Origin of the sequence: Streptomyces sp. BK79 (assembly GCF_044142145.1) — a bacterium.
Classification (GTDB): domain Bacteria; phylum Actinomycetota; class Actinomycetes; order Streptomycetales; family Streptomycetaceae; genus Streptomyces.
The window spans coordinates 64,024-85,368 of the sequence record NZ_JBHVOC010000028.1; the positions used below are offsets into that span (position 1 = coordinate 64,024).

General features: G+C 72.8%; 18 protein-coding genes. 3 read left to right on the top strand and 15 right to left on the bottom strand.

Annotated elements, in window-relative coordinates:
• Positions 1 to 241 precede the first annotated feature (241 nt).
• Positions 242 to 1,972 (top strand): hypothetical protein, encoded by a 1,731-nt coding sequence (locus ACFIF2_RS30405; RefSeq protein ID WP_395576467.1) that lies wholly within the window; start codon positions 242 to 244, stop codon positions 1,970 to 1,972.
• 42 nt (positions 1,973 to 2,014) lie between these two features.
• Here ACFIF2_RS30405 and ACFIF2_RS30410 read toward each other — a convergent pair whose 3' ends face one another.
• From ACFIF2_RS30410 to ACFIF2_RS30435, 6 genes are all read right to left on the bottom strand, one after another.
• On the bottom strand, positions 2,015 to 3,349 hold the full coding sequence (locus tag ACFIF2_RS30410; protein ID WP_395576468.1) for a lipase family protein: 1,335 nt from the start codon (positions 3,347 to 3,349) through the stop codon (positions 2,015 to 2,017).
• Between the two features lie 200 nt (positions 3,350 to 3,549).
• Positions 3,550 to 5,619, bottom strand: a complete 2,070-nt coding sequence (locus tag ACFIF2_RS30415; RefSeq protein ID WP_395576469.1) for an iron ABC transporter permease — start codon at positions 5,617 to 5,619, stop codon at positions 3,550 to 3,552.
• 7 nt (positions 5,620 to 5,626) lie between these two features.
• Positions 5,627 to 6,610, bottom strand: coding sequence for an ABC transporter substrate-binding protein (locus ACFIF2_RS30420; RefSeq protein WP_395576470.1), 984 nt, complete (start codon positions 6,608 to 6,610; stop codon positions 5,627 to 5,629).
• The gene (locus ACFIF2_RS30425; protein ID WP_395576471.1) at positions 6,607 to 7,470 is read right to left on the bottom strand and encodes an ABC transporter ATP-binding protein; all 864 of its coding nucleotides are present in this window, start codon (positions 7,468 to 7,470) and stop codon (positions 6,607 to 6,609) included. The genes ACFIF2_RS30420 and ACFIF2_RS30425 overlap by 4 nt, the downstream gene beginning before the upstream one ends.
• Positions 7,471 to 7,573: 103 nt before the next feature.
• Positions 7,574 to 8,137 (bottom strand): MSMEG_1061 family FMN-dependent PPOX-type flavoprotein, encoded by a 564-nt coding sequence (locus tag ACFIF2_RS30430; protein ID WP_395576472.1) that lies wholly within the window; start codon positions 8,135 to 8,137, stop codon positions 7,574 to 7,576.
• A 132-nt stretch (positions 8,138 to 8,269) separates the two neighbouring features.
• The gene (locus ACFIF2_RS30435) at positions 8,270 to 9,451 is read right to left on the bottom strand and encodes a spore photoproduct lyase family protein (RefSeq protein ID WP_395576473.1); all 1,182 of its coding nucleotides are present in this window, start codon (positions 9,449 to 9,451) and stop codon (positions 8,270 to 8,272) included.
• Positions 9,452 to 9,619: 168 nt separating this feature from the next.
• On the opposite strand from ACFIF2_RS30435, the gene ACFIF2_RS30440 reads away from it, so the two are divergent.
• A complete protein-coding gene (locus ACFIF2_RS30440) occupies positions 9,620 to 9,805 on the top strand; it encodes a hypothetical protein (protein WP_053126814.1) in 186 nt (61 codons plus the stop codon).
• A gap of 22 nt (positions 9,806 to 9,827) precedes the next feature.
• On the opposite strand, the gene ACFIF2_RS30445 is transcribed toward ACFIF2_RS30440, so the two are convergent.
• The 7 genes from ACFIF2_RS30445 to ACFIF2_RS30475 form a co-directional block, all read right to left on the bottom strand.
• Complete coding sequence (locus ACFIF2_RS30445) at positions 9,828 to 10,049, bottom strand: SAM-dependent methyltransferase (protein WP_395576501.1); 222 nt, start codon at positions 10,047 to 10,049, stop codon at positions 9,828 to 9,830.
• Between the two features lie 48 nt (positions 10,050 to 10,097).
• Positions 10,098 to 10,739 (bottom strand): sugar O-acetyltransferase, encoded by a 642-nt coding sequence (locus tag ACFIF2_RS30450; RefSeq protein ID WP_395576474.1) that lies wholly within the window; start codon positions 10,737 to 10,739, stop codon positions 10,098 to 10,100.
• 88 nt (positions 10,740 to 10,827) lie between these two features.
• Complete coding sequence (locus tag ACFIF2_RS30455; RefSeq protein ID WP_395576475.1) at positions 10,828 to 12,864, bottom strand: glycoside hydrolase; 2,037 nt, start codon at positions 12,862 to 12,864, stop codon at positions 10,828 to 10,830.
• A 175-nt stretch (positions 12,865 to 13,039) separates the two neighbouring features.
• Positions 13,040 to 15,082 carry a beta-galactosidase gene (locus ACFIF2_RS30460; protein WP_395576476.1) on the bottom strand — a complete coding sequence of 681 codons (2,043 nt, stop codon included), beginning with the start codon at positions 15,080 to 15,082 and terminating at the stop codon, positions 13,040 to 13,042.
• 95 nt (positions 15,083 to 15,177) lie between these two features.
• Positions 15,178 to 16,521: an ABC transporter substrate-binding protein gene (locus ACFIF2_RS30465; protein ID WP_395576477.1), complete on the bottom strand. Its 1,344-nt coding sequence runs from the start codon at positions 16,519 to 16,521 to the stop codon at positions 15,178 to 15,180.
• Between the two features lie 42 nt (positions 16,522 to 16,563).
• A complete protein-coding gene (locus tag ACFIF2_RS30470; RefSeq protein WP_395576478.1) occupies positions 16,564 to 17,514 on the bottom strand; it encodes a carbohydrate ABC transporter permease in 951 nt (316 codons plus the stop codon).
• Positions 17,515 to 17,520: 6 nt separating this feature from the next.
• On the bottom strand, positions 17,521 to 18,444 hold the full coding sequence (locus ACFIF2_RS30475) for a carbohydrate ABC transporter permease (RefSeq protein ID WP_395576479.1): 924 nt from the start codon (positions 18,442 to 18,444) through the stop codon (positions 17,521 to 17,523).
• 313 nt (positions 18,445 to 18,757) lie between these two features.
• Between ACFIF2_RS30475 and ACFIF2_RS30480 the strand changes: the two genes are divergently transcribed.
• Entirely contained in the window at positions 18,758 to 19,744 is a 987-nt protein-coding gene (locus tag ACFIF2_RS30480; RefSeq protein WP_395576502.1) for a LacI family DNA-binding transcriptional regulator, read from the top strand.
• Between the two features lie 73 nt (positions 19,745 to 19,817).
• Here the strand turns inward: ACFIF2_RS30480 and ACFIF2_RS30485 are convergent, their stop codons facing one another.
• Positions 19,818 to 20,624, bottom strand: a complete 807-nt coding sequence (locus tag ACFIF2_RS30485; RefSeq protein ID WP_395576480.1) for a ribonuclease BN — start codon at positions 20,622 to 20,624, stop codon at positions 19,818 to 19,820.
• 147 nt (positions 20,625 to 20,771) lie between these two features.
• Positions 20,772 to 21,173: a hypothetical protein gene (locus ACFIF2_RS30490; RefSeq protein WP_395576481.1), complete on the bottom strand. Its 402-nt coding sequence runs from the start codon at positions 21,171 to 21,173 to the stop codon at positions 20,772 to 20,774.
• Between the last annotated feature and the right edge of the window lie 172 nt (positions 21,174 to 21,345).

The window sequence follows — 21,345 nt, forward strand, 5'->3', positions numbered from 1 at the left end:
CCGCCGCCGTGAACGGCCGAGGTCACGGGCGCGGGGTCGCGGACCGGGTGCCGGTGGTGCCCGAAGAGGGCGGGCCGAGCGGCTCGGGCGGCCCGAACGGGCGGTCGGCGGGCCCTGCGCACTGGGCCCGCCGGCCGCGCCGGGATGGGCTCGTGGGCCCTGCCGCTGGGCCCGGCGCACCGCCTACCGTCACAGCGCCGGGACGCGGAGGCGAGGGCGACGAGCGAGGGAGGGCGGCGAGTTGCTGCTGTTCGGCGGAGCACGGAACGGGAGCGCGGGGCGGGACACCGGCCAGGGCGCCGTCGAGTACCTGGGCATGGTCGCGGTGGCCGGCGCCGTCGTCCTGGCCATCGCGGGTACCGCACTCGGCACGGAGGTCGACGAGGAGATCCTGTGCCAGGTGCGGCGGGTGGTCGGCACCACCGTGTGCGGCCCGCACGACACCGAGGGCGCGCCCGGTCCCGGCGACACGCTCCCGCCGGACGGCGCGCCGCCGGGCGCCGACCCCTTCCAGCCCGCCAAGTGCCTGCTGTCCTCGGAGGAGACCAAGGACACCGTCGTCGTACAGGTCCTGTTCATCAAGATCTCCAGTACCGAGCAGGTCAAGGTGATGCAGTGGTCCGACGGGTCCGTCATGCTCGAACGGGTCACCAGCACCGGCGGGGGCGTGACCGCGAGCATCGGCGCGGACATCCCGGGCCTGAAGAACTGGGGCGGCGGCGCCTCCCTGGGCGGCAGCTACGTCAGGAGCAGCGGCAGCGGCGGCCGGTGGCTGTTCGACGCGCACGACTCCGACGATCCGCAGAAGGACCTGGAGGCCAACCTCGCCGACGCCGAGCAGTTCGCCGAGTACCTCAAGGCCGCGCACAAGTGCCGCAGCCGCCCCCCGGGAGCCCGCTCCACCGAACTCGGCATGATCTGCGGCGCCGCGGCGGACGACAAGAAGCCGGACGTCGACCCGGACAAGGCCCCGGACGTCGACATCACGAAGACCACCACGGAGATCGCCGGGGAGGTGAACTTCGGCGGCAAGTACGCCAAGGACGACAAGAAGGTGCAGTCCCTCAAGGACGACATCGCCGCCGAGATCCGCAGGAACAACCCGAAGGCCTCCCCGAAGGAACTGGAGGAGAAGATCAAGAAGGCCCAGGAGACGGTGATCGGCTCGGCACCGGACACCAAGGACATGGGCAACGGCTCCCTCCAGGGACTGTCCGGCACCATGAGCCAGGACGTCGTGGTGATGCGAGCCAAGACCGGTCCCGACGCCGGCAAGATCACCTTCGTCTACACCTTCGAGATGAGCGGCAGGTCCGGCGCGGGCGATCAGACGGGCGGCACCCGCATGCAGCAGATCGCCGTCACCTACGACGCCGAGGCCTACGACCGGGAGACCGAGGAGGGGCTGCCCCACCGCCCCGAGAAGCTGAAGATCACCACGAGCGAGGAGAGCGGCGGCGGCCCCGGCGTCAACGCCGGCGCCGGGGTCAACACGGGCCCGGTCACCATCGACGTCGGGGCCGGCGGCGGCCGCACCCAGACCCGCCTGCACACCGAGGTCGCGGAGATCACGCTCGGCGAGGACGGGGACCGCGAGGCGGTCGAGGACTGGATCCGCGGACGCGGCGGCAACCCGGCCGGGCAGGGCGTCCCCTCGCCTTCCGCCCTGGTCGGCCCGCTGCCGCCCGACGCCGGCCCGATCGACAGGCTGCTGCACGACAAGGCCCAGATCACCAGCCTCGACTACGACGTGAACACCGACTGGTGGAACGCCTCGCTCGGCATCGGTTTCGGCGTCTCGGCCGGCTCGCTCACCGCCGGCTTCAAGCTGTTCGGCATCGACGTCACCCACGAGGAGCGCACCCAGACCATCACCGGCAACCCGGCCTACGCGGGAGCGCCCTCGGGCGACGGCAGCCGCCCGTGGAAGCCGTTCACCAACTGCACCGGCACCCGGCCGATCACGGCCTGAGCCGGTGTGCGGCGGGCGCCGCCGCACACCGGCCGCGTCCGGTCAGGGCTGTGCGGGCATGCTCCAGCAGTTGGAGCCGGCCGGCTTTCCGGAGAGCCGGTCGGTGAGCCACGAGATGGCCTTGCCCTGGTCGGCGAGGAGCGGGGCGAAGTGGTTGAGCAGCCCGCTGCCGACCCCGGGCAGCACGACCGGGTCGTAGGTGACCTTCGCACCCTTGCGGCACCAGTCGACGGCCAGTTGCCGGGACTGCGCGTGGGGCACCAGGTCGTCGCTGACACCCGTGGCCACCCGGACCGGGCCGGCGGGCGTCAGCCTGCCTATGCGCTGCTCGGCGAGGAAGGCCTGGAGGGTCGGCTCGGCCCGGATGACGTCGCCGAGCGACTGCCCGGTCTTCGTCCAGTCCGTGCTGTCGGCGCCGCCGTACCCGAAGAGCGCGTCGCCGACGCACATGGTCGACAGGTCCTTGAGCGCCTCCTCGCCCGCCGCGTTGATGTACCGGTCGGCGATGGGCCGCAGGGCCGGCTCGGTCTGCAGGAAGCCGTTGAGCGACCAGCCCAGCGCGCCCGCCAGGTCGCCGCCGTCGATCGCCTCGGTGACCTCGGCCAGGTCGGCGGGCGGAGCGCCGGAGTAGGTGCCCGCCAGCTCGACGTCCGGGGCGTACGACGGCTGGAGTTCGGCCGCCGCGGCCGTCGCCCCGCCGCCCTGGCTGTACCCGAACAGGCCGACCCGCGACTCGGGGGTGACCGAGGCCGAGTCGAGGGAACGCGCGGCGCGCACCGCGTCCAGGACGGCGTGGGCCCCGTCGACGCGGTTCACGTAGGTGTGCAGCCGGTCGGTGGTGCCGAGGCCCACGTAGTCGGTGACGACGACCGCGACGCCGCGCAGCAGCAGCCGGTAGACCGACAGGTCCTCGTAGCCGACCGAGACCGTCTCGCCGTTGAGCCGCAGCGGGTGTTCCAGGGCCATGGAGGCGGCGCACTGGTCGCCCTGTCCCATGGTGCCGGGCGCGACGGCGACCAGGGGGCGCGGTCCGTCGCCGCGCCACGCGGCGGTCGGCTCGATGTAGGCGCCGGTCACGGCGACCGGTTCGCCGTTCGCGTCGGTGGACTTGTACATCAGCCGGGTGGCCCGTCCCGGGAGGGGGCCGCCGAGACTGGGCAGGCTCAGCGCCAGCCGGAGCGGTTCGCTGCGGACCAGCGCCCCGTCGGCGTCGGGCAGCGTGGACGGCGGGGTGTAGAAGGCGGGGATCTCGATGCCTCGGGAGACCTCGGTGGCCGAGGCGCCGGCCGGGCCGGCCGCGGCGGCCGGCGCGGCCTGGGCACCGAGGGCGAGGGCGACGGTGACCGCCGCGGCGAGCGTGCGGGGGCGTGGGGGCATGGCGAACCTCCTGGGGAAGGGCCGGAATCGTCGTCCGCGGTCCGGAGGGGTCAGGGCCGTGGTCGCGCTGCTCCTGTGGGGTTACGGGACCGTAACCCCACAGGTGTTACCGGCGGTAGCGCCATGCTCATTACGGTTCAGTAACTTGACGGCCCGTCTAACAGGGACCCGGCGGCCTCGCTCACCGAGCCGGGCGGCGCCTAGCCGCGGCTCCGCACCAGGAGGTACAGGAAGTACGGCGTACCGATGACCGCCGTCATCAGCCCCGCGCCGAGCTGCGCCGGGGCGATCACCGTGCGGCCGATCAGGTCGGCCGCGCAGACCAGGGCGGCGCCGAGGAGGAGCGCGACCGGCACCACCCGTACGTGCCGCCGGCCCACCAGGGCGCGTGCGGCGTGCGGGGCCACCAGCCCGACGAAGCCGATGGTGCCCGCACAGGCGACGGCCGTCGAGCTGAGCACCACGCTCAGCACCAGGAACCCGAGCCGCCCCGGCCCCAGCCGCAGGCCGAGCAGCCGCGGTGTGTCCTCGTCCAGCGAGATCAGGTCCAGTTCGGTGCGCCGGGCCACCGCCACGCCGATGCCGACGAGCAGCGCCAGCGCGACCGGCACCACGTCCGGCATGGTCCGCCCGTAGGTGGAACCCGACAGCCAGGTCAGCGCCTTCGTCGCGTTGAACGGGTCGGTGAGCACGATCAACAGGCTGATCAGCGCCGTCGTCGCGGAGGCGACGCCGATGCCGACGAGGACCAGCCGGTTCTGCCGGAAGCCGCCCCGGGCGGCGAGCCCGAAGACGAGGACCGCGGTGATCGCCGACCCCGCGAACGCCGCACCGGCGACGCCCCACGTCCCGGCGACCGGCGCGGTCGTCACCAGGACGACGGCCCCCAGCGCGCCTCCGCCGGAGACGCCCAGGACGCTGGGCTCCGCGAGGGGGTTGCGGGTCACGGCCTGCACGAGTGTGCCGGCCAGGGCGAGCGCCGCGCCGGCGCAGAGCGCGGCGAGCACCCGGGGCACGCGCGTGTCCAGGACGAAGGTCACGGCCCGCCCGGCCCGGCCCTGCGCCCAGTTGACCACGTCCCCCAGCAGCAGCTTGCTGTCGCCCGTGAGTACGGCGGCGACGACGAGGCCGACCAGCACGGCGGCCAGCGCGGCCACGGTGGCCAGGAACACCGTCCGGCTCGGGATGCGCAGCCGGTCCGGCGCGCCGGCCCCGGCGGTGTCCTTCAGCCGCAGCGCCATGACGACCAGGAAGACGGCGCCGACCAGGCTGGTGACGACGCCCGTGGGCACGGCCACCGACAGGTCGTCGCGCACCAGGGTGCGCAGCAGCACGTCCGAACCGAGGACCAGGGCCGCGCCGGTGAGCGCCGCCGCGGGCATGGCCGTACGGGAGCGGGCGAAGCCGCGGAAGCGGCGGGCCAGCGGGCGCACGAGGGCGGGGGCGCACAGGCCGACGAAGCCGATCGGCCCGGCCAGGGTCACCGCCGCGGCCGACAGCAGGGCCGCCAGCACGACGACCGTGACGCGGGTGGCCCGGACCGGGACGCCCAGTCCGCGCGCGGCGTCGTCGCCGAGCGCGAGCGCGTCCACCCGGCGGGCGGTCAGCAGCAGCCCGGCCGTTCCGACGACGGCGACGGGCAGCATCTGCAGGACACCGTCGAAGCCGTTCTGGGCGATGCTGCCCTGGTTCCACGCGTAGAGGCCCTCCGTCTGCTCGGGGAAGAGCAGAAGCAGCCCCTCCGTCATGGAGGTCAGGCCCAGCATCAGCGCGGTGCCGGCCAGCACCAGCCGGACGGTGCCCGTGCCGAGACCGGACAGGCCGAGCACGACGGCCGCCGCCGCGAGGCCGCCCGCGAAGGCGACGCCGGAGGAGGCGATCATCGGGAGCGAGACACCGGTGGCGCCGACCAGGCCGAGCGCCAGGTAGGACCCCGCGTTCACGGCCAGGGTGTCGGGGGAGGCCAGCACGTTGCGGCTGACCGCCTGGAGCACGGCGCCGGCCATGCCGAGGGCGGCGCCGACCAGGAGGCCCGCGGTCATCCGGGGCAGCCGGGAGGCGACGACGACGGACGCGTCGCCGGGGTCGGCCTGTCCGGTCAGGGCCTTGAGGACCTGGGAGGGCCCGACGGCGGCGGTGCCCTGGGTGATGTCGACGACGGCCAGGACGGCGACGAGCAGGACGAGCCCGGCCGTCACCGCGGCCGCACCCGACCGGGACGAGGGAGCCGTCGACGGACGGGCGGCGGTTTCGGTTGCGGTGACGGCCATGACCCCGCTACTTCGTCAGCGCGCCGACGACGGAGTCGATGTACGACTCCATCGACTTCGGGCCACCGAACATCCAGATGCCGTCGTCCAGCCGGTGCACGTCGCCGGCCTTCACGAACGGCAGGGACTTCCACACCGAGTTCTTGGCCAGCGCACCGGTGAACGGGGTGGCGTTCGGGTCCTCGTCGTTGCCGATGTAGGCGAACTGGACGCCCTCGGGCAGGGCGGTCAGGCCCTCGACGTCCGTGGCGCCCAGTCCGTAGGCCGCGTCGCCCTTCACCTTCCAGGCGTTCTTCAGGCCGATCGCCTCGTTGACCTCACCGATGAGCGAGGTCGCGGTGTAGGGGCGGACGGAGACCTGGTTGGAGCTGACGTAGCCGTCGGCGAAGGCGATCTGCTTGTCGTTCATCCCGGCGTCGGTCAGGGCCTTCTTGCCCTCGGCGACCTTGGCCTCGAAGGTCTCGCGGATCGTGGCGGCCTTGTCCGTGGTGCCGGTGGCCTTGGCGATGAGGTCGACGTTGTCGAGCATCTGCCCGATCTGGTCGGTGCCGTCGGCGGACTTGACCTCCAGCACCGGCGCCACCTCGCGCAGCTGCTTCACGGCGGCGGGCGGCAGGTCGGTGGTGGCGACGATGAGGTCGGGGGCCAGGGCGGCGACCGTGTCCATGCTCGGCTCGCCGCGCGTGCCGATGTCCTTGGGCTCGTTCTTCAGCGGGGCGGCCTTGTCCCACGTCGTGTAGCCCTTGGGGTCGGCGACACCGACCGGGTCGACACCCAGCGAGACGAGGCTCTCGACGACGTTCCACTCGGTGGCGACGACCTTCTCGGCCGGTCCGTCGAGCTTCACCTCGGTGCCCTTGCCGTCCTTGAGCGTGATGGCCTCGGAGGCCTTCTTCTCGGACGTGTCGGCGGCGGGTTCGGTGGTGCCGCAGGCGGCGAGGGTGAGCGCCGCGGCGGTGGTGGCCGCCGCGGTGAGCAGAAGGCGTCTCATGAGGTGGTGCCGAGCCTTTCGGGGGTTCGTATGTGGTGGCGGCCGATCGGGCGGGTGCGCAGCCGGCCGGTGAGGGGGTCGGTGTCGACGTCGATCCGGATGCCGTAGACGGCGGTCAGGCGTTCCGGGGTGAGCACGTCCTCGGGGAGTCCGTCGGCGACGACCCGGCCCGCTTCGAGCAGCGTGATCCGGTCGGCGACGGCCGCCGCCTGGTCGAGGTCGTGCAGCACGACACCGACGGCGATCCCGTGGTCGTCCGCCAGGTCGCGGACGAGGTCGAGGAGTTCGACCTGGTAGCGCAGGTCGAGATAGGTCGTCGGCTCGTCCAGGAGCAGTACGCCGGTCTCCTGGGCGAGGCAGCTCGCGAGCCACACCCGCTGCAACTGCCCGCCGGACAGGTGGTCCGCGCCGCGGTCGGCGAGAGAGTCGACGCCGGTGAGGGCGAGCGCCCGGTCGACGGCCGCCGGACCGTCCGGATCCGGCCGCCCCCAGCGGCCCCGGTACGGGTAGCGGCCGAACTCGACGACGTCCCGCACGGTCAGCCCGCCGGGCGTCGGACGTCCCTGTGTCAGCAGGGCCACGTACCGCGAGAACTCACGGGACGTCAGCGCCAGGCCGTCGGTGTCCCCGTCGATCCTGAGTGTGGCGCTGCGGGCACGCTGGAGCCGCGCGATGCTGCGCAGCAGCGTCGACTTCCCGCTGCCGTTCGGGCCCACCAGGACGGTCACTTCACCGGGCCTGAGCCGGACCTCCGCCTCGTGCACGACATCGACACCGTCGTACGCCACGGTCACACCGGTCGCCGACAGTTCGTGCCCGCGCAGGCGGGAGGTGCCGGCTGCGTCTTCACCTGATCTCACGTGGCGAAGGTTAGCCTAACCTAAAAAGGGCTGGTAGAGGCGGGGGTCACACTGGTTCGGGGCGCCGTGGACCGCTCCGCTCGCCCCGGACCGGACGGCGGCCTCAACTCGCCTGCCACGACTGGGGTTTCCACAGTCCCGCCCGGTTCAGGGACTGCGGGCAGTGCAGATAGATCTCGTCGATCTCCAGGAGGAGGGCGAGGTCCGGACGGCGGCCGTCGCGTGCCATCGCGTCGAAGAACGGCGCGTCGGTGAGGATCCGGGCCCGTCCGTTGATCCGCAGCACCTCCTTGCCGCCGGGGATCAGGTAGAGCAGTCCGGCGTGCGGATTGCCGAGGATGTTGTGGAAGCTGTCACCCCGCCTGTTCCCCGGCCGGTCCGGCAGCGCGAGGGTGCCGGGGCCGAGGACGTGCGTGAAGCCCGGGGCGTCGCCGCGCGGCGAGACGTCGCAGTCGCCCTCGGGTCCGGAGGTGGCCAGCAGGCAGAAGGGGGCGCGGGCCAGGATGTCCCGGTCCTCGTCCGTGAGCCGGTCGTGGACCTTGTCGATGACCAGGGGCCAGGGTTCGCCCAGCAGCTCCCGCAGTTCCTCGCGCGAGCCGACTTCGACCCAGCCCTCGTCGCTGACGGCGTCCGGCAGGTCTCCGGGCGCGTCGATCGTGTGTGGCAAGGCCGGGCTCCCCAGGTGTCCGCGTGCCGCGAGCGCGGGCTCGCGGCGGGTGGTCGTCCCGCACACTATCCGACCTGGGATTCGCCCCACCCGGTGCGTCGCGGGGAGCGGTACGCGCGGGCGGCGCGCCCCTCAGAACGCGTACCGGACGCGCAGCCAGGGCGCGCGGGCGGCGACCAGCGCACGGAGCCGGGCGACCGCGTCCGCCTTGACGCCACCGCGGTAGCGCACGTTCAGCGCGCCGTTCTCCGAACGCTTGGCCTGCTGCAGGTCCGGTCGCCACAGCACCTCCTCGGCGCGCGGGTGCCAGCCCAGGTTGACCTCGTGCAGCTCCCGGTTGTGCGTCAGCATGATCACCTCGGCGGCGGCCTGCCGCTTGACCCGCTCCGGCAGGACGTCGTCGAGGTGCCGCAGCAGGTCCCCCCAGTCCTCCTCCCAGCCCGGCCGCAGCACCACGGGGGAGAGGTTGAAGTGCACCTCGTACCCGGCGTCCAGGAAGTCGGCGGCCGCGGCGATGCGCTCGGCGACCGGCGAGGTGCGCACGTCCAGCAGCCGGGAGTCGTCCGGGGGCATCACGGAGAAGCGGATCCGGGTCCGGCCGCGCGGGTCGAGGGCGAGCAGGTCGGGGTTGACGAACTTGGTGGCGAAGGACGCCTTGGCCGTCGGCCACTGCCCGAAGGCGTGCACCAGGTCCGCGGTGTTGTCGCAGATCAGGGCGTCCACCGAGCAGTCGCCGTTCTCGCCGACGTCGTAGACCCAGGCGTCGGGGTCGCACTGGTTCGGCTCTGGCTTGGGACCCTGCCGGGCGATGTGCCGGCCGAGGTGGGCGATGATCCGGTCCATGTTGGTGAAGACGGTGACGGGGTTGGCGTACCCCTTGCGGCGCGGCACGTAGCAGTAGGCGCAGGCCATCGCGCAGCCGTTGGAGGCGCCGGGGGCGATCCAGTCCGCGGAGCGGCCGTTGGGCCGGGTGGTGAGGGTCTTCCGCTCACCGAGCACGAGCGTCTCGCCCTTGACCCGCACCCAGCGCTCCACGTTGCCCTCGTTGCCGTGCAGGCCGGGGATGCGCCAGTGGGAGTCCACCTCGACCACGCGGGCCTCGGGGAACCGGGCGATCACCTGCCGGCCGCGTTCGGAGGCGGCCGCCGCCGGCTCGGCGTGGATCTCGCGCACCGGCAGCAGACGGCGGGCGGCGGCGGAGTCCCGGAAGAGGGGCCCCGCGGCGGGCGGGGCGGCGGGCGGTCCGGGTGCCAGGGCGTCGAGGCCGAAGAGGGTGCCGGAGCCGTCGTCGGGCGGGAGGGAGGGGTCGTGCATGGGTGCTCCGGTGCGTCGGTGCCGGGACGGACCGCCCGGCCGTGCCGCGCCGCCGACGATCCCCGTCCCCCCACTGTACGAAGCGCGCCGTGCCCCGCGTCGTGTCACCTCCCCGGTCGGGGGCATACGCGTGACACGGCACCGGCCCGGTGCCCCCGTATCGAAGGGATGTACACCGTGCTCGCCATCATCGCGGCGGTTCTGTTCCTCATCGCCTGGCTGATCAACGCGGCCGAGGTCTCGACCAACGACGTCTTCACCTCGACCAACGTCATGCTCGTGGGCCTCGCCCTGCTGGCCCTCCACGTCGCCGGGATCGGCAGCGGCTGGGCGGCGCGCGGACGCCGCCGCTGAGCCGCCGCCGGACGCCTCCCCGTCACGGCACGCGCGCCACGCCCGCGCAGACACCGCTCTCCTGCCGCGCGGGCGGTTCCTGGCCCGTGCCGTACCCCTCGGCGGCCGTGACCGGGCCGGGCGGCACCGGCTCCGGTCCGTCGAAGAACCGTGCCACCTCGGCCCGGGTGCGGAAGCCGAGCCGGATGCCGCCCTCGGCGTACCGGGCGATCACCTGCTCCGCCGGCCCGGGGAACAGGTCGATCGACGGGGTGGTCGTCCTCGCCGCCCGGCAGCCAGTCGTGGACGGGACTCACCCGGCGTCCGGAGCCAGGGTGCGGGGCGGACGGTAGCTCCACTCGCGGTCGGCGTCGGTGATCTCGCGCAGCACCCGCGCCGGGGTCCCGGCGACGACCACCATGGGCGGCACGTGGGCCGTCACCACGCTGCCCGCGCCGACCACCGAGCCCCGGCCGATGGTGATCCCGGGCATGATCAGCGCGCCGGCCCCGATCCACACGTCGTCCTCGATGCGCACCGGCGCCGAGAACTGCGTGCCGTCCCGGCGCAGATCCGGGTGGACGGGGTGTCCGGTGGTGCTGACGGTCACGTGCGGGGCGAACATCACCCGGTTCCCCACCACCACCTCCACGTCGTCGACGAGGGTGAGGCCGAAGTTGGCGTAGACGTCGTCGCCCAGGTGCACGCGGGTGCCGTAGGCGACGTGCAGGGGCGGCTCGATCCACGCACCGGTGCCCACCGAGGCGAGCATCTCCTCCAGGAGCTTTCGGCGGCCCTCCTCGTCCCGCGGCCCGGTCCGGTTGTAGGCGTCGGCCAGCTCCTTGCCCCTCAGGCGCTCCTGGGCCAGGCCCTCCAGGCCCGGCGCGCCGTCCGTGTACAGCTCGTGCGCCGCCATCCTGCGGCGGACCTCCCTCTCGCGCGGGTCGGTCGTCATGCGGTCTCCTTCGGCCGGTGGGGTGGGGGCGGCTCCGTCGGCACCGTCCGGGGAGCGGTGCCGACGGAGCCGGTCGGTCGTGCCGTGGTCAGCGTGCGGACACGTCCGTCACCGTCCAGCGCTGGTTGGCACCGGAGTTGGGCTGCCACGTGGTGACGGCCGCGCCGTCGTGCGTGGCCTGGCCGCCGACCTCGAGCAGGCGGCCGGTGGCCGCGTTGACCAGCGTCCAGGTGCCGTCGCCGGTGGTCGACATGAGCCACTCGGCGGCCTCGTCCCGCCTGCCGGTGTCGGGCTCGGCGACCGGGACGCCGTCCCGTTCGGCGAGCCGGGTGCCGTCCTCGGGGCGGGTGAAGACGTGGCGGTCGCGGACGCCGTCGTCGTGGCGCACCGCGCTCAGCCGCCACCGCTGGGCGGCGCTCGTCCCGGTGCCGAGGACCAGGTTCCCGCCGCCGTCCGCGACGGTGACGTTCTTGCCGCTCTGCACACCGGTCAGCGTGTAGGTGCGGCCCTCGCGGAGCAGCGCGGCGTCCCGCGCGACGCCGTGGACGCCCTTGATCGCGAACGAGGTCACGGACTGCGCCGGCACGGTGAAGGTGGCCGCACGGTCCTCGACCCTGATGGGGGCGCGGCGTTCGAGCTTGCCGTCGGCGCTGGTGACGACCGGGGTGACGGTGGCCCCGCGGCGCACGTCGCGGAACTTGGACAGGTCGACGGTGACCGTGCGGGGCGCGGTGGTGCGGTTGACGTGGACGAGCGAGGCGCCCTTGCCGTCGCGGGTCACGGCGGCGGCGCTGGAGGTGTCGTCCGTCCTGATCAGCCGGTCGCCGGGCTTGATGAAACGGGTGAAGTTGCGGGCGGTGTCGAACTTGGTGTTGGTGCGGATCGGGCAGGTCTCCAGGGTGTCCTCGGCGGTGCAGCTGAACGGGAGCTGGATGCTGCCCCAGTTGCCGCCCTCGGCGGACTCGCCGCCGGGCCTCATGTTGTCGTAGTCCTCGACGGGCTGCCAGAACACCCAGGCGCGGGGCTCCAGTTCGCGCAGGTCGTCGACGATCTGCTGGGCGAGCCCGAGGCCGGGCCGCATGTCCTCGAAGTCCTGGCCGTCGCCCCAGTCACCGCCGACCTCGCTCATCCACAGCGGCTTGTCCGCGGCCTTGGACAGGTCCCGCACGGTGGTGCGCTGCCCGGTGCCGTAGGTGTGGACGTTCATCTGGCCGACGAGGTCGCGGTCGGCCTGGGAGTAGGCGTTCCAGTTCGTGGCGAAGGTGCCGGGGTTGGTCTCGTCCATCGCCGAGATGTCCGCCCCGGTCTTCGCCTCCTTCAGCGCGGGGGCGAGGGCCTGGAGGACCTCGCGCTGGAGCCCGGGACCCATGTGGGCCCCTTCCTGCCGGCCGCCGACGGGTTCGCCGTCCGCGCCCAGCCGCGTCCCCCAGTAGGGAGTGTTGGGTTCGTTGAACGGGTCGACGGTGTCGACCTCGATGCCCTCGGCCTGCTCCAGCCGCCTGGTCGCGCCGGCCAGGTAGGCGGCGAAGTCGTCGACCGACTCCTTCTTCAGCTGGTCGGCCGAGGAGTCGAAGCCGCCCGAGACGTAGCCGCTGACGGTCATGAACCAGGGCGGGGAGTTGCTGAACGTCTCCCAGTGGTCGATGTCGTCCTTGATGCGCTCGACCCACCAGCGCTGGGTGGCGTCCGCGTCCGCGTTCCAGTCGGCCGGGTCGTCGGCGCTCCACCAGTCGGTGTCCTCGCGGGTGGTGCCCTCGGGCGCCTTCCACCAGCCCTCGACCGCCCCGCCGGCCCGCAGGTAGTCCTTGACGTCGGGCGCGTTGCCGCCGCCGACGTTGTAGCGGGCGATGTTCAGACCCAGCCCGTCGTCGCCGAACAGGAGCCGGGCCAGCTTCTCCCGGATCTCGGGCGGGTAGTCGCCGGTGGCGTTGGCGAACCAGACCAGGCTGGTGCCCCACCCCTGGAACCGCTCCTGCTGGTACGACGGGTCGGGCCGCACCGTGACCGAGGCGGCGGCCGCGGCGGGTCCGGCCTGGGCGGGAACGCTGATCAGGGCGGCCCCCGTGGCCAGGGCGGTCAAGGCCGCGGCCCCGAGGAGACGTCTGCTGCGGGTTCGGCGTGCCATCGTGTGCTCCCCACTGAAGGTGTGGTCGCTGCGGTGGTCCCGCCCGACCGGAAACGGGCGGGCGGGGACGGCCCCGGAGCGGACAGGTGCCGCTCCGGGGAGACCGGGGTGGTACGGGATGGTGCTGGGAGGTGCGGGACGATGCGGGGCGGGCTCGGACCGTGCCGGCGCGCGCTCAGGCGGTGGAGGTGCGCAGTACGGCGACGTCCCGGGGCGCGAGGACCACGGCGCCGTCGTCACCGGTGCCGCCCACCAGGACCTCGCCGCCGAGCCCCGGGACGGTGACGGTCCGGTCGGTCCGGTTGACCAGGAACAGGAACCGCCCCCCGGGACCGCGCCGCACGGTGGTCTCGACCGACCCGCGCACCTCGGCGGGCAGTTCGCTCGCCACGCCGGCCGGCTCCAGCAGCCGCGGCAGCAGCGACGCGAGCCCGTCGGCGCCGAGCCGGGTGGAGACGTAGGCGGCGGAGCCGCTGCCCGCCGGGCGCCGGGTGACGGCCGGGCGGCCCGCGTGGGTGCCGGTGCGGTAGCGGGCCAGGACCTCGGTGCCGGGGGTGACCGTGACGTGGTCGGTCCACAGGCCGCCGGTGCTCCCGTCGTCCAGCTCCACCGTCCGCCCGGCCGGCAGCGGACCGAACTCCTCGACGCGGACGCCCAGCAGGTCCCGCAGGGCGCCCGGGTAGCCGCCGAGCCAGACGTGGTCGTTCTCGTCCACGACACCGGAGAAGTACGTGGTGACCAGGTGCCCGCCCTGCTCGGCGTACCGGGTGAGGTCCTTGGCGAGCGGCGCCGGGACCAGGTGCAGTACGGGCGCGATCAGCACCCGGTGGCGGCCCAGGTCGGCGCCGGTGGTGACGACGTCGGCGCGGACGCCGAGGGCGAGCAGTGCCGAGTACCAGTCGAGCGCCTCCCGGTGGTATTCGAGCAGCGAGGTGGGGTGCGAGTCCTGCTCGCTCGCCCACCACGACTCCCAGTCGAAGAGGATGCCGACCTCGGCGGGCTCCCGCTCGCTGCCGGCCACCGGTGCCAGCGCCTCGAGCGTGGCACCGAGCGCGGTGACCGCGCGGAACAGGTCGCTGTCGGCACCGGCGTGCGGGACCATCGCCGAGTGGTACTTCTCGGCGCCGGCCGCCGACTGGCGCCACTGGAAGAAGCAGACCGCGTCGGCACCGTGCGCCACGTGCGTCAGCGAGTCCCGGGCCAGTTCGCCCGGCCGCTTGGGCTGGTTGACGGGCTGCCAGTTCACGGCGCTGGTGGAGTGCTCCATCAGGAACCAGGGCCGGCCGCCCGCGATGCCGCTGGTGAGGTTCGCCGAGAACGACAGCTCGTCGCGGTCCTGGGGCCGGGGCACGACGTAGTGGTCGTTGGCGACGAAGTCCACCTCGTGGGCCCAGTCCGCGTAGTTCATGCCCTTGGTGCCGGGCATCACCATGAAGTTGGTGGTGACGGGGACGTCGGGCGTCAGCTCCCGCAGGACCGCCCGTTCCGCGCGCAGGTGGTCCTTGAGCGCGTCCGACGAGAAGCGCTTGAAGTCCAGCTGCTGGGTCGGGTTGGGGTGGGAGGCGGCCAGCCGCGGCGGCAGGATCTGCTCCCAGTCGCTGTAGCGCTGCGACCAGAAGGCCGTGCCCCACGCGTGGTTGAGGGCGTCCAGGGTGCCGTACCGGGCGCGCAGCCAGTCGCGGAAGGCGCGGGCCGCGTCGTCGGAGAAGTCGTAGACGTTGTGGCAGCCCAGCTCGTTGTTGACGTGCCAGGCGACCAGGGCCGGGTGGCCGGCGTAGCGGGTCGCCATCCGGCGGACCAGGCGCAGCGCGTGCTCCCGGAAGACGGGCGAGGTCGGGCGCCAGTGCTGGCGCGCCCCCGGCCACAGGGTCTCACCCCGGTCGGTGACCGGGAGGATCTCCGGGTGGGCGGTGGTCAGCCAGGGCGGCGGGGAGGCGGTGGCGGTGGCCAGGTCGACCCCGATGCCGTGCTGGTGCAGGAGGTCCATGACCTCGTCGAGCCAGGCGAAGTCCCAGGTGTCGGGACCCGGCTGGATGCGGGCCCAGGAGAAGATGGCCAGCGAGACGATGTTGACGCCGGCCTCGCGCATCAGCCGTACGTCCTCGTCCCACACCTCCCGGGGCCACTGCTCGGGGTTGTAGTCGGCGCCGTAGAGGAGACGGGCGCGGGGGGCACCGTCCGGCCCGTGCTGGAGGCGGGACAGGAGGGTGGAGATCATGGCGGTCCTTCCGGTGTGGTGCGTGCGGCGCGGGGCCGGCGGTGCGTGAGGGGCGCCGCCGGCCCCGCGGGCCGCCGCAGCGTGCGCTGCCTGTGCTACTTCCCGACGGTGAAGCCCTGGTCGTTGCCGTACTCGACCGACGCCTCCTGCCAGGACTTCAGGCCCTCGGTCAGCGTGGTGCCGGAGACGTAGGCCTTGCCGACGGTGTCGTTGAAGATCGAGTTCGCGTACACCTGGTAGGGCAGGTACGACCAGTCGTCGGCGACGTTCGCGGCCGACTCGGCGAAGACCTTGTTGGCCTTCTGGCCGCCGAAATAGGGGAACGCGGTGTCCTGGAACGCGGTGGACCGCAGGTCCGCCGTGGTCGCGGGGAAGGCGCCGTTCTCCAGGCGGGTCCGCACGCCGTCGCCCGCGTTCGCGTACTCGACGAAGGCGTAGGCCAGCGCCTCGTTCTTCCCCAGCTCCGGCAGGGCGAGCGCGCTGCCGCCGTTCTCCGCGCTCGCCTTGGCGCCGGCCGTCCACTGCGGCAGCGGGGCGGCCCGCCAGTCACCCGCCGCGTCCTTCACGCCGGAGGCGAAGTTGGCGGGCATCCAGGCGCCGCTGGCGAGGGTGGCGATGGTGCCGTCGCCGAGGCCCTTGTACCAGTCGTCGGTCCAACTGGTGACGGGGGCGAGCAGCTTCTCGTCGATGAGCTGCTGCCAGACGTCGGTGAACGCCTTCGCGCCCCGGTCCGAGAAGTCGATCCTCACCTCGGTGCCGTCCACCTTGTACGGGCGTGAACCGGCCTGCCACAGCAGGCTGGTGGCGAACCCGGCGTCGCCGGTGTCGGCGGTGATGTACGCCTTCGGGTCGGCCTTGTGCAGGGCCCGCGCGGCGTCCAGGTACTCGGCCCAGGTGGTCGGCACCTCGATGTCGTACTTGTCGAAGACCTTCTTGTTGTAGAACAGCGCCATCGGGCCGGAGTCCATCGGCAGCGCGTAGACGCCGTCGGAGCCGGCCTTCACCCCGTTCCACGGGCCGGGGGAGAACTTGGCGGAGAGCTTGTCGGCGCCGAAGGACGTGAGGTCGGTGAGCTGCTTCGTCAGCGCGTACTGGCCCATCGCGTAGTACTCGATCTGGGCGACGTCCGGGACGCCCTTCTTCGCCGAGATCGCGTTCTGCAGAGCGGTGTACTGGTCGGCGTTGGTGCCCGCGTTGACGAGGTTCACCTCGACCCCGGGGTGCTTCTTCTCGAAGTCGGCCGCCACCTGCTTCAGCGTGGGCTCCCACGCCCAGACCGTGACGGTGCCGCCCTTCTTCAGGGCCGCCTGGATGTCGTCCTGGGAGACCGGCTTCCGGTCCGGCCCCCCGTCGTCGGAGCCGCCGCAGGCGGTCGCCCCCAGGACGAGGGCGCAGACGAGGCCGATGCCGCGCAGCAGGCGGCGCGAGTGCTTGTGCATGGGCGAGCTTCCACTTCTTCGAGGGAAAGGGCTGGCGGGCGGCTATTCCTTGACGCTTCCGGCGGCGAGTCCGGACTGCCAGTACCGCTGCAGCAGCAGGAACGCGGCGATCAGCGGCAGGATGGTGATCAGCGACCCGGTGACGACCAGGTTGAAGACGGGCTCGCCGCCGGCGGTCGCGGCCTGGGCGTTCCAGCTGTTCAGCCCCAGGGTCAGCGGATACCAGTCGGGGTCCTTGAGCATGACCAGCGGCAGGAAGTAGTTGTTCCAGGTCGCGACCATGGAGAAGAGCAGGACGGTGACGATGCCGGGCGCCAGCAGCGGCAGGGCGACCTGGAAGAACGTGCGCACCTCGCCGGCGCCGTCGATGCGGGCGGCCTCCATCAGCTCGGCCGGGACGGCCTCGGTGGCGAACACCCACATCAGGTACAGGCCGAACGGCGAGATCAGGGACGGGACGATCACCGCCCAGGGTGTGTTGGTCAGCCCCATCTCGCTGAACATCAGGAAGGTGGGCACCGCCAGCGCCGTACCCGGCACGGCCACCGCGCCGATGACGACGGCGAACACGGCACGCCGGCCGGGGAAGTCGAACTTGGCCAGCGCGTAACCGCCCAGCACCGCGAGGAAGGTGGCGCCCCCCGCGCCCAGCCCCACGTACAGCAGGGTGTTCAGCAGCCAGCGGGTGAAGACGCCGTCGTCGTAGGTGAACGTCCGGCTCAGGTTCTCCCACAGCGCGAAGTCGCGGTCGAACCAGAGACCGAAGGAACGCGACAGCCCCTCCTGCGTCTTGGTGGCGCTGACCGCCAGCCAGATCAGCGGGACCAGGCTGTAGAGGAGCACCAGTGAGGTGAGCAGGGTCAGCAGGACGCTGCGGCGGGGCTTGTCGGCCGAGTGCCGGCGGCGGGGGGCGCGCAGCCGGGGCGCGGAGCCGGGGGCGCCGGTCGGCGCGGTCGCGGTACGGCCGGAGGCGGTGACGACGGGACTGGTCATCGCTGCTCACACTCCCTTGCGCATGCCGCGCAGCTGGACGACGTAGGCGATGACCATCGTGATCAGGCCCATGACGATGGCGACCGTCGCGGAGTAGTTGTGCTGCTGGCCGTTGAAGGACAGCGAGTACGTGTAGGAGTTCGGCGTGTAGTCGGTGGTGATCGCGTTGGGCGCCAGCGGCTGGAGGATGCTGGGTTCGTTGAAGAGCTGGAAGCTGCCGATGATCGAGAAGATCGTCGCGATCACGAGGGCACCGCGGATGGCCGGGAGCTTGATGGCGGTGATCACGCGGATCTGCCCGGCGCCGTCGATCTGGGCGGCCTCGTACAGCGAGTGCGGGACGACTCGCAGCGCCGAGTAGAAGATCAGCATGTTGTAGCCGACGAACTCCCAGGTCACGATGTTGCCGATGGAGGCCAGCACCAGGTCGGGGGAGAGCGGGTCGGGCAGTGAGACGCCCAGCGCGCCGTTGATGTCGCCGACCAGGCCGAAGCGGGAGCCGTACATGAAGCCCCACATCAGGGTGGCGACCACGGCGGGCACGGCGTACGGCAGGAAGATCGAGACGCGGAAGAAGTCCCGGCCGTAGAGGCGTCCGCTGTCCAGCGCCAGCGCCACCAGCAGCGCAATGCCCAGCATGACCGGCACCTGGACGGCGAGGAAGAGCGCGACCCGGCCGAGCGAGGCCCAGAAGCGGTCGTCCTGGAGTGCCTGCCCGTAGTTGTCCAGGCCGACGAAGGTGGTCCCGCCGATGAGCTGGTCGCGGAAGAGGCTGAGGTAGACCGAGTACGCGATCGGAGCGAGGAAGACCAGGGCGAACACGGCCACGAAGGGGGCGAGGAAGCCCCACCCCGTCCAGGAACGGCGGTCCCGCCTCACCGGGGGCGGGGCCGGCCGCGGTGCGGCGGCCGGTGGTTGCAGCGTCGTCATGTCGTTCCTCGCTCGTCCCTGTCCCGAAGCGTCCCGGAGCGTCCTGGAGCCTTGGAACCGCGTGATGTTTACGCAAACATCACGCGGTCGCGCATGGTGGTTCCTGAGTGATTCCGTTGAGCGGCGTGGTGTTATGTTTACGTAAACATGTGATGGCGGCATGTCTACACTGCCCCGAGGACGACGGTCAAGGGTCCTTCAGGGCCGGAACCGGACAGTGGCAGAGGGGTGGCGGACGGCAGTGGACACGGCTGAGGAAGTCGCGGACGCGGGAGCGCGACGCCGGCGGGGCGGCCGGGTGCCGACGGCGTCCATGGCCGACGTGGCCCGCCTCGCGGGGGTCTCCTCGCAGACCGTCTCCCGCGTCTCCAACGGCTACGCGGGCGTGACCGAGGAGACCCGGCAGCAGGTGCTGGCGGCCATGAAGGAGCTGGGCTACCGGCCCAACAGCGCGGCGCGCGCCCTCAAGCGCGGTGAGTTCCGCACCATCGGCGTGATCACCTTCTCGCTGGCCACCACGGGCAACGTGCGCACGCTGGAGGCCATCGCGACCTCGGCGGCGAACGAGGGGTACGCGGTCACGCTGCTGCCGGTCGCCGTCCCCACCCAGGACGAGGTGCGGGGTGCCTTCTCCCGGCTGGAGGAACTCGCCGTCGACGCGGTGATCGTCATCATGGAGGTCCACCTGCTGGACGCGGCGACGCTCAAACTGCCGCCCCACGTCCAGGTCGTCGTGGTCGACTCGGACGCCGGTGACCACTACACGGTCGTCGACACCGACCAGGCCGGGGGGACCCGCGCCGCCGTGCGCCACCTGCTGGACCTCGGGCACGACACCGTGTGGCACCTGGGCGGACCCGAGGGCTCCTTCGCCGCCCAGCGCCGCGCCGACGCCTGGCGGGACACGCTCGCCGAGGCCGGCCGCACCCCGCCGCCGCTGGTGCGGGGCGACTGGTCGGCGGAGTCCGGCCACCGGGCCGGCCTGGAACTCGCCGCCCGAGAGGAGTGCACGGCCGTCTTCGCGGCCAACGACCAGATGGCCCTCGGCCTGCTGCGCGCCCTGCACGAACGCGGGCGGCGCGTCCCCGAGGACGTCAGCGTCATCGGTTTCGACGACATCCCCGAGTCCGGCTCCTTCCTGCCGCCGCTGACCACCGTGCACCAGGACTTCGCGGAGGTGGGACGGCTCTGCGTCGAGGCCGTGCTGCGAAAGATGCGCCAGGACGGCCCGGAGCGGGGCACGACGCTCGTACCGACCCGCCTGGTGCCCCGGGCGAGCACGGCGGCGCCACCGCGGTAGGCGCGGGACGGACCCCGCCGACCCCGCCGGCCACGGCGCGCACGGTGCCTTCGACGACGAGCCCGGCGCGGGATCACTCCCGTCCCTCCCGGTCGATGTTCCGGGTCCACCAGTGGTGCTCGCAGAACCAGTGGCCGACCATCGCGCCGCCGAAGACGACGAACCCGACCCCGATCAGCCAGGACTCCACCACCAGCACGATGCCGACCGTGCCGTAGCTGATGGCGTTGTCGAGGATGAGCGGGGTGAAGACGAGGTAGGAGAAACCGCGCAGGCCGATCAGACCCACCATGGTCGCGACGGCCCCCGGCACCAGGTCCCGCCAGCGGACCTGGCTCCCCAGCAGGAAGTGCTGCCCCCACCAGAAGAACAGCATGCCGGTGGCCGTGGACAGCGCGATCCGTACCGAGCCGTGCAGGGCGGTCCGCGTCTGCACCTCCTGGTAGAGGTAGACGGTCAGCATGACCACCCAGGTCAGCTGGCGCCAGACGCGGTGCCAGGGCCCCGAGGGCAGTTCCCAGATGCGCTCGTAGCCGTTCTGCACGCTCGCCGCGAAGGACACGCCGAACACGGCGAGCGCGATGCCGCCCCACACACTCGTGGTGCCGACGATCTTCGTCGGCGGGCTGATGATGTCCGTCAGCACCCGGGCGGACCGGCCGGACAACCCCATCCCGTCGGCCAGCCAGGACGCGAAACCGCCCCGGCCCAGAGGGTCGAAGGCGGCCACCACGATCAGCAGCGGGGCCAGCGTGACCAGCGCGAGCGTGGCGAAGCCCATCGCCCGGTGCATCAGCTCCAGGTCCCGGCCGCGCCGCACGAGGGCGGACGCGGCCAACCGGTCCCACACACGGTGGAACGGCTGCCGGAAGCGGTTCACGGGATGCTCCTCGGGCGGGTCCCTTCGATGGCGCGGACGCGGAACTGAGTGACCCGTCGCGGGGCCCGACAAACGTGGTGCCACCCGGACGCCCGCACCGGACCGCCCGACGTCCTCCGCATGGGCCGAACGGCGCGGGGGAGCGGCTCAGGGATCCATGCGCTGCTGATCACGCATGCGGGCGTTGTGCCAGGCGATGGCGGCGCGTATCTGCGGCTCCTGGAGGCCGGTGCGGCAGCCGAGCTGCTCCATGGAGAGGGCCGGCGGGCCGGTGGTCAGCGCCCGCGTGAGCTTCGCGGCCCACAGCTCCTCCTCGACGAAGGGCCGGTGGGCGTACCCGTCCTTGACGACGTCGAAGTGGTCGTCGCAGCACGCGGTGATCAGCCGCAGCCCGTCGAACCGCTCGCCGGCGGCGTGCGCCGCGGAGGAGTCCGGCACGTAGCCGCCGACGGACTCGTCCGCGGGGAAGACCCTGGCGCACAGGTCGCACAGCTCCAGGGGGACCGGCTCGGCGGTCCGGCGGCCCTTCCTGCCCTTGCGCTTCCACATGGCGACTCCCGGGGGTCGGCGTCCGGAATGCCGGAGTTACCCGCAGGGCCGGGAGCAAACGCCCGAGCGGCCGGGACCGCCGTGGTCCCGGCCGCTCGGACGCCGCGGCGCCGTGGCGTTGTCGGGCTCCTACGCCGTCACGCCGTCACGCCGCTACGCCGTCACGCGGTGC

Bases quoted from the DNA above. Each gene is read 5' to 3' on its own strand.
- ACFIF2_RS30410 (WP_395576468.1), bottom strand. From the start codon at position 3,349: ATGCCCCCACGCCCCCGCACGCTCGCCGCGGCGGTCACCGTCGCCCTC.
- ACFIF2_RS30415 (WP_395576469.1), bottom strand. From the start codon at position 5,619: ATGGCCGTCACCGCAACCGAAACCGCCGCCCGTCCGTCGACGGCTCCC.
- ACFIF2_RS30420 (WP_395576470.1), bottom strand. From the start codon at position 6,610: ATGAGACGCCTTCTGCTCACCGCGGCGGCCACCACCGCCGCGGCGCTC.
- ACFIF2_RS30435 (WP_395576473.1), bottom strand. From the start codon at position 9,451: ATGCACGACCCCTCCCTCCCGCCCGACGACGGCTCCGGCACCCTCTTC.
- ACFIF2_RS30440 (WP_053126814.1), top strand. From the start codon at position 9,620: ATGTACACCGTGCTCGCCATCATCGCGGCGGTTCTGTTCCTCATCGCC.
- ACFIF2_RS30450 (WP_395576474.1), bottom strand. From the start codon at position 10,739: ATGACGACCGACCCGCGCGAGAGGGAGGTCCGCCGCAGGATGGCGGCG.
- ACFIF2_RS30455 (WP_395576475.1), bottom strand. From the start codon at position 12,864: ATGGCACGCCGAACCCGCAGCAGACGTCTCCTCGGGGCCGCGGCCTTG.
- ACFIF2_RS30460 (WP_395576476.1), bottom strand. From the start codon at position 15,082: ATGATCTCCACCCTCCTGTCCCGCCTCCAGCACGGGCCGGACGGTGCC.
- ACFIF2_RS30465 (WP_395576477.1), bottom strand. From the start codon at position 16,521: ATGCACAAGCACTCGCGCCGCCTGCTGCGCGGCATCGGCCTCGTCTGC.
- ACFIF2_RS30470 (WP_395576478.1), bottom strand. From the start codon at position 17,514: ATGACCAGTCCCGTCGTCACCGCCTCCGGCCGTACCGCGACCGCGCCG.
- ACFIF2_RS30475 (WP_395576479.1), bottom strand. From the start codon at position 18,444: ATGACGACGCTGCAACCACCGGCCGCCGCACCGCGGCCGGCCCCGCCC.
- ACFIF2_RS30480 (WP_395576502.1), top strand. From the start codon at position 18,758: ATGGCCGACGTGGCCCGCCTCGCGGGGGTCTCCTCGCAGACCGTCTCC.
- ACFIF2_RS30490 (WP_395576481.1), bottom strand. From the start codon at position 21,173: ATGTGGAAGCGCAAGGGCAGGAAGGGCCGCCGGACCGCCGAGCCGGTC.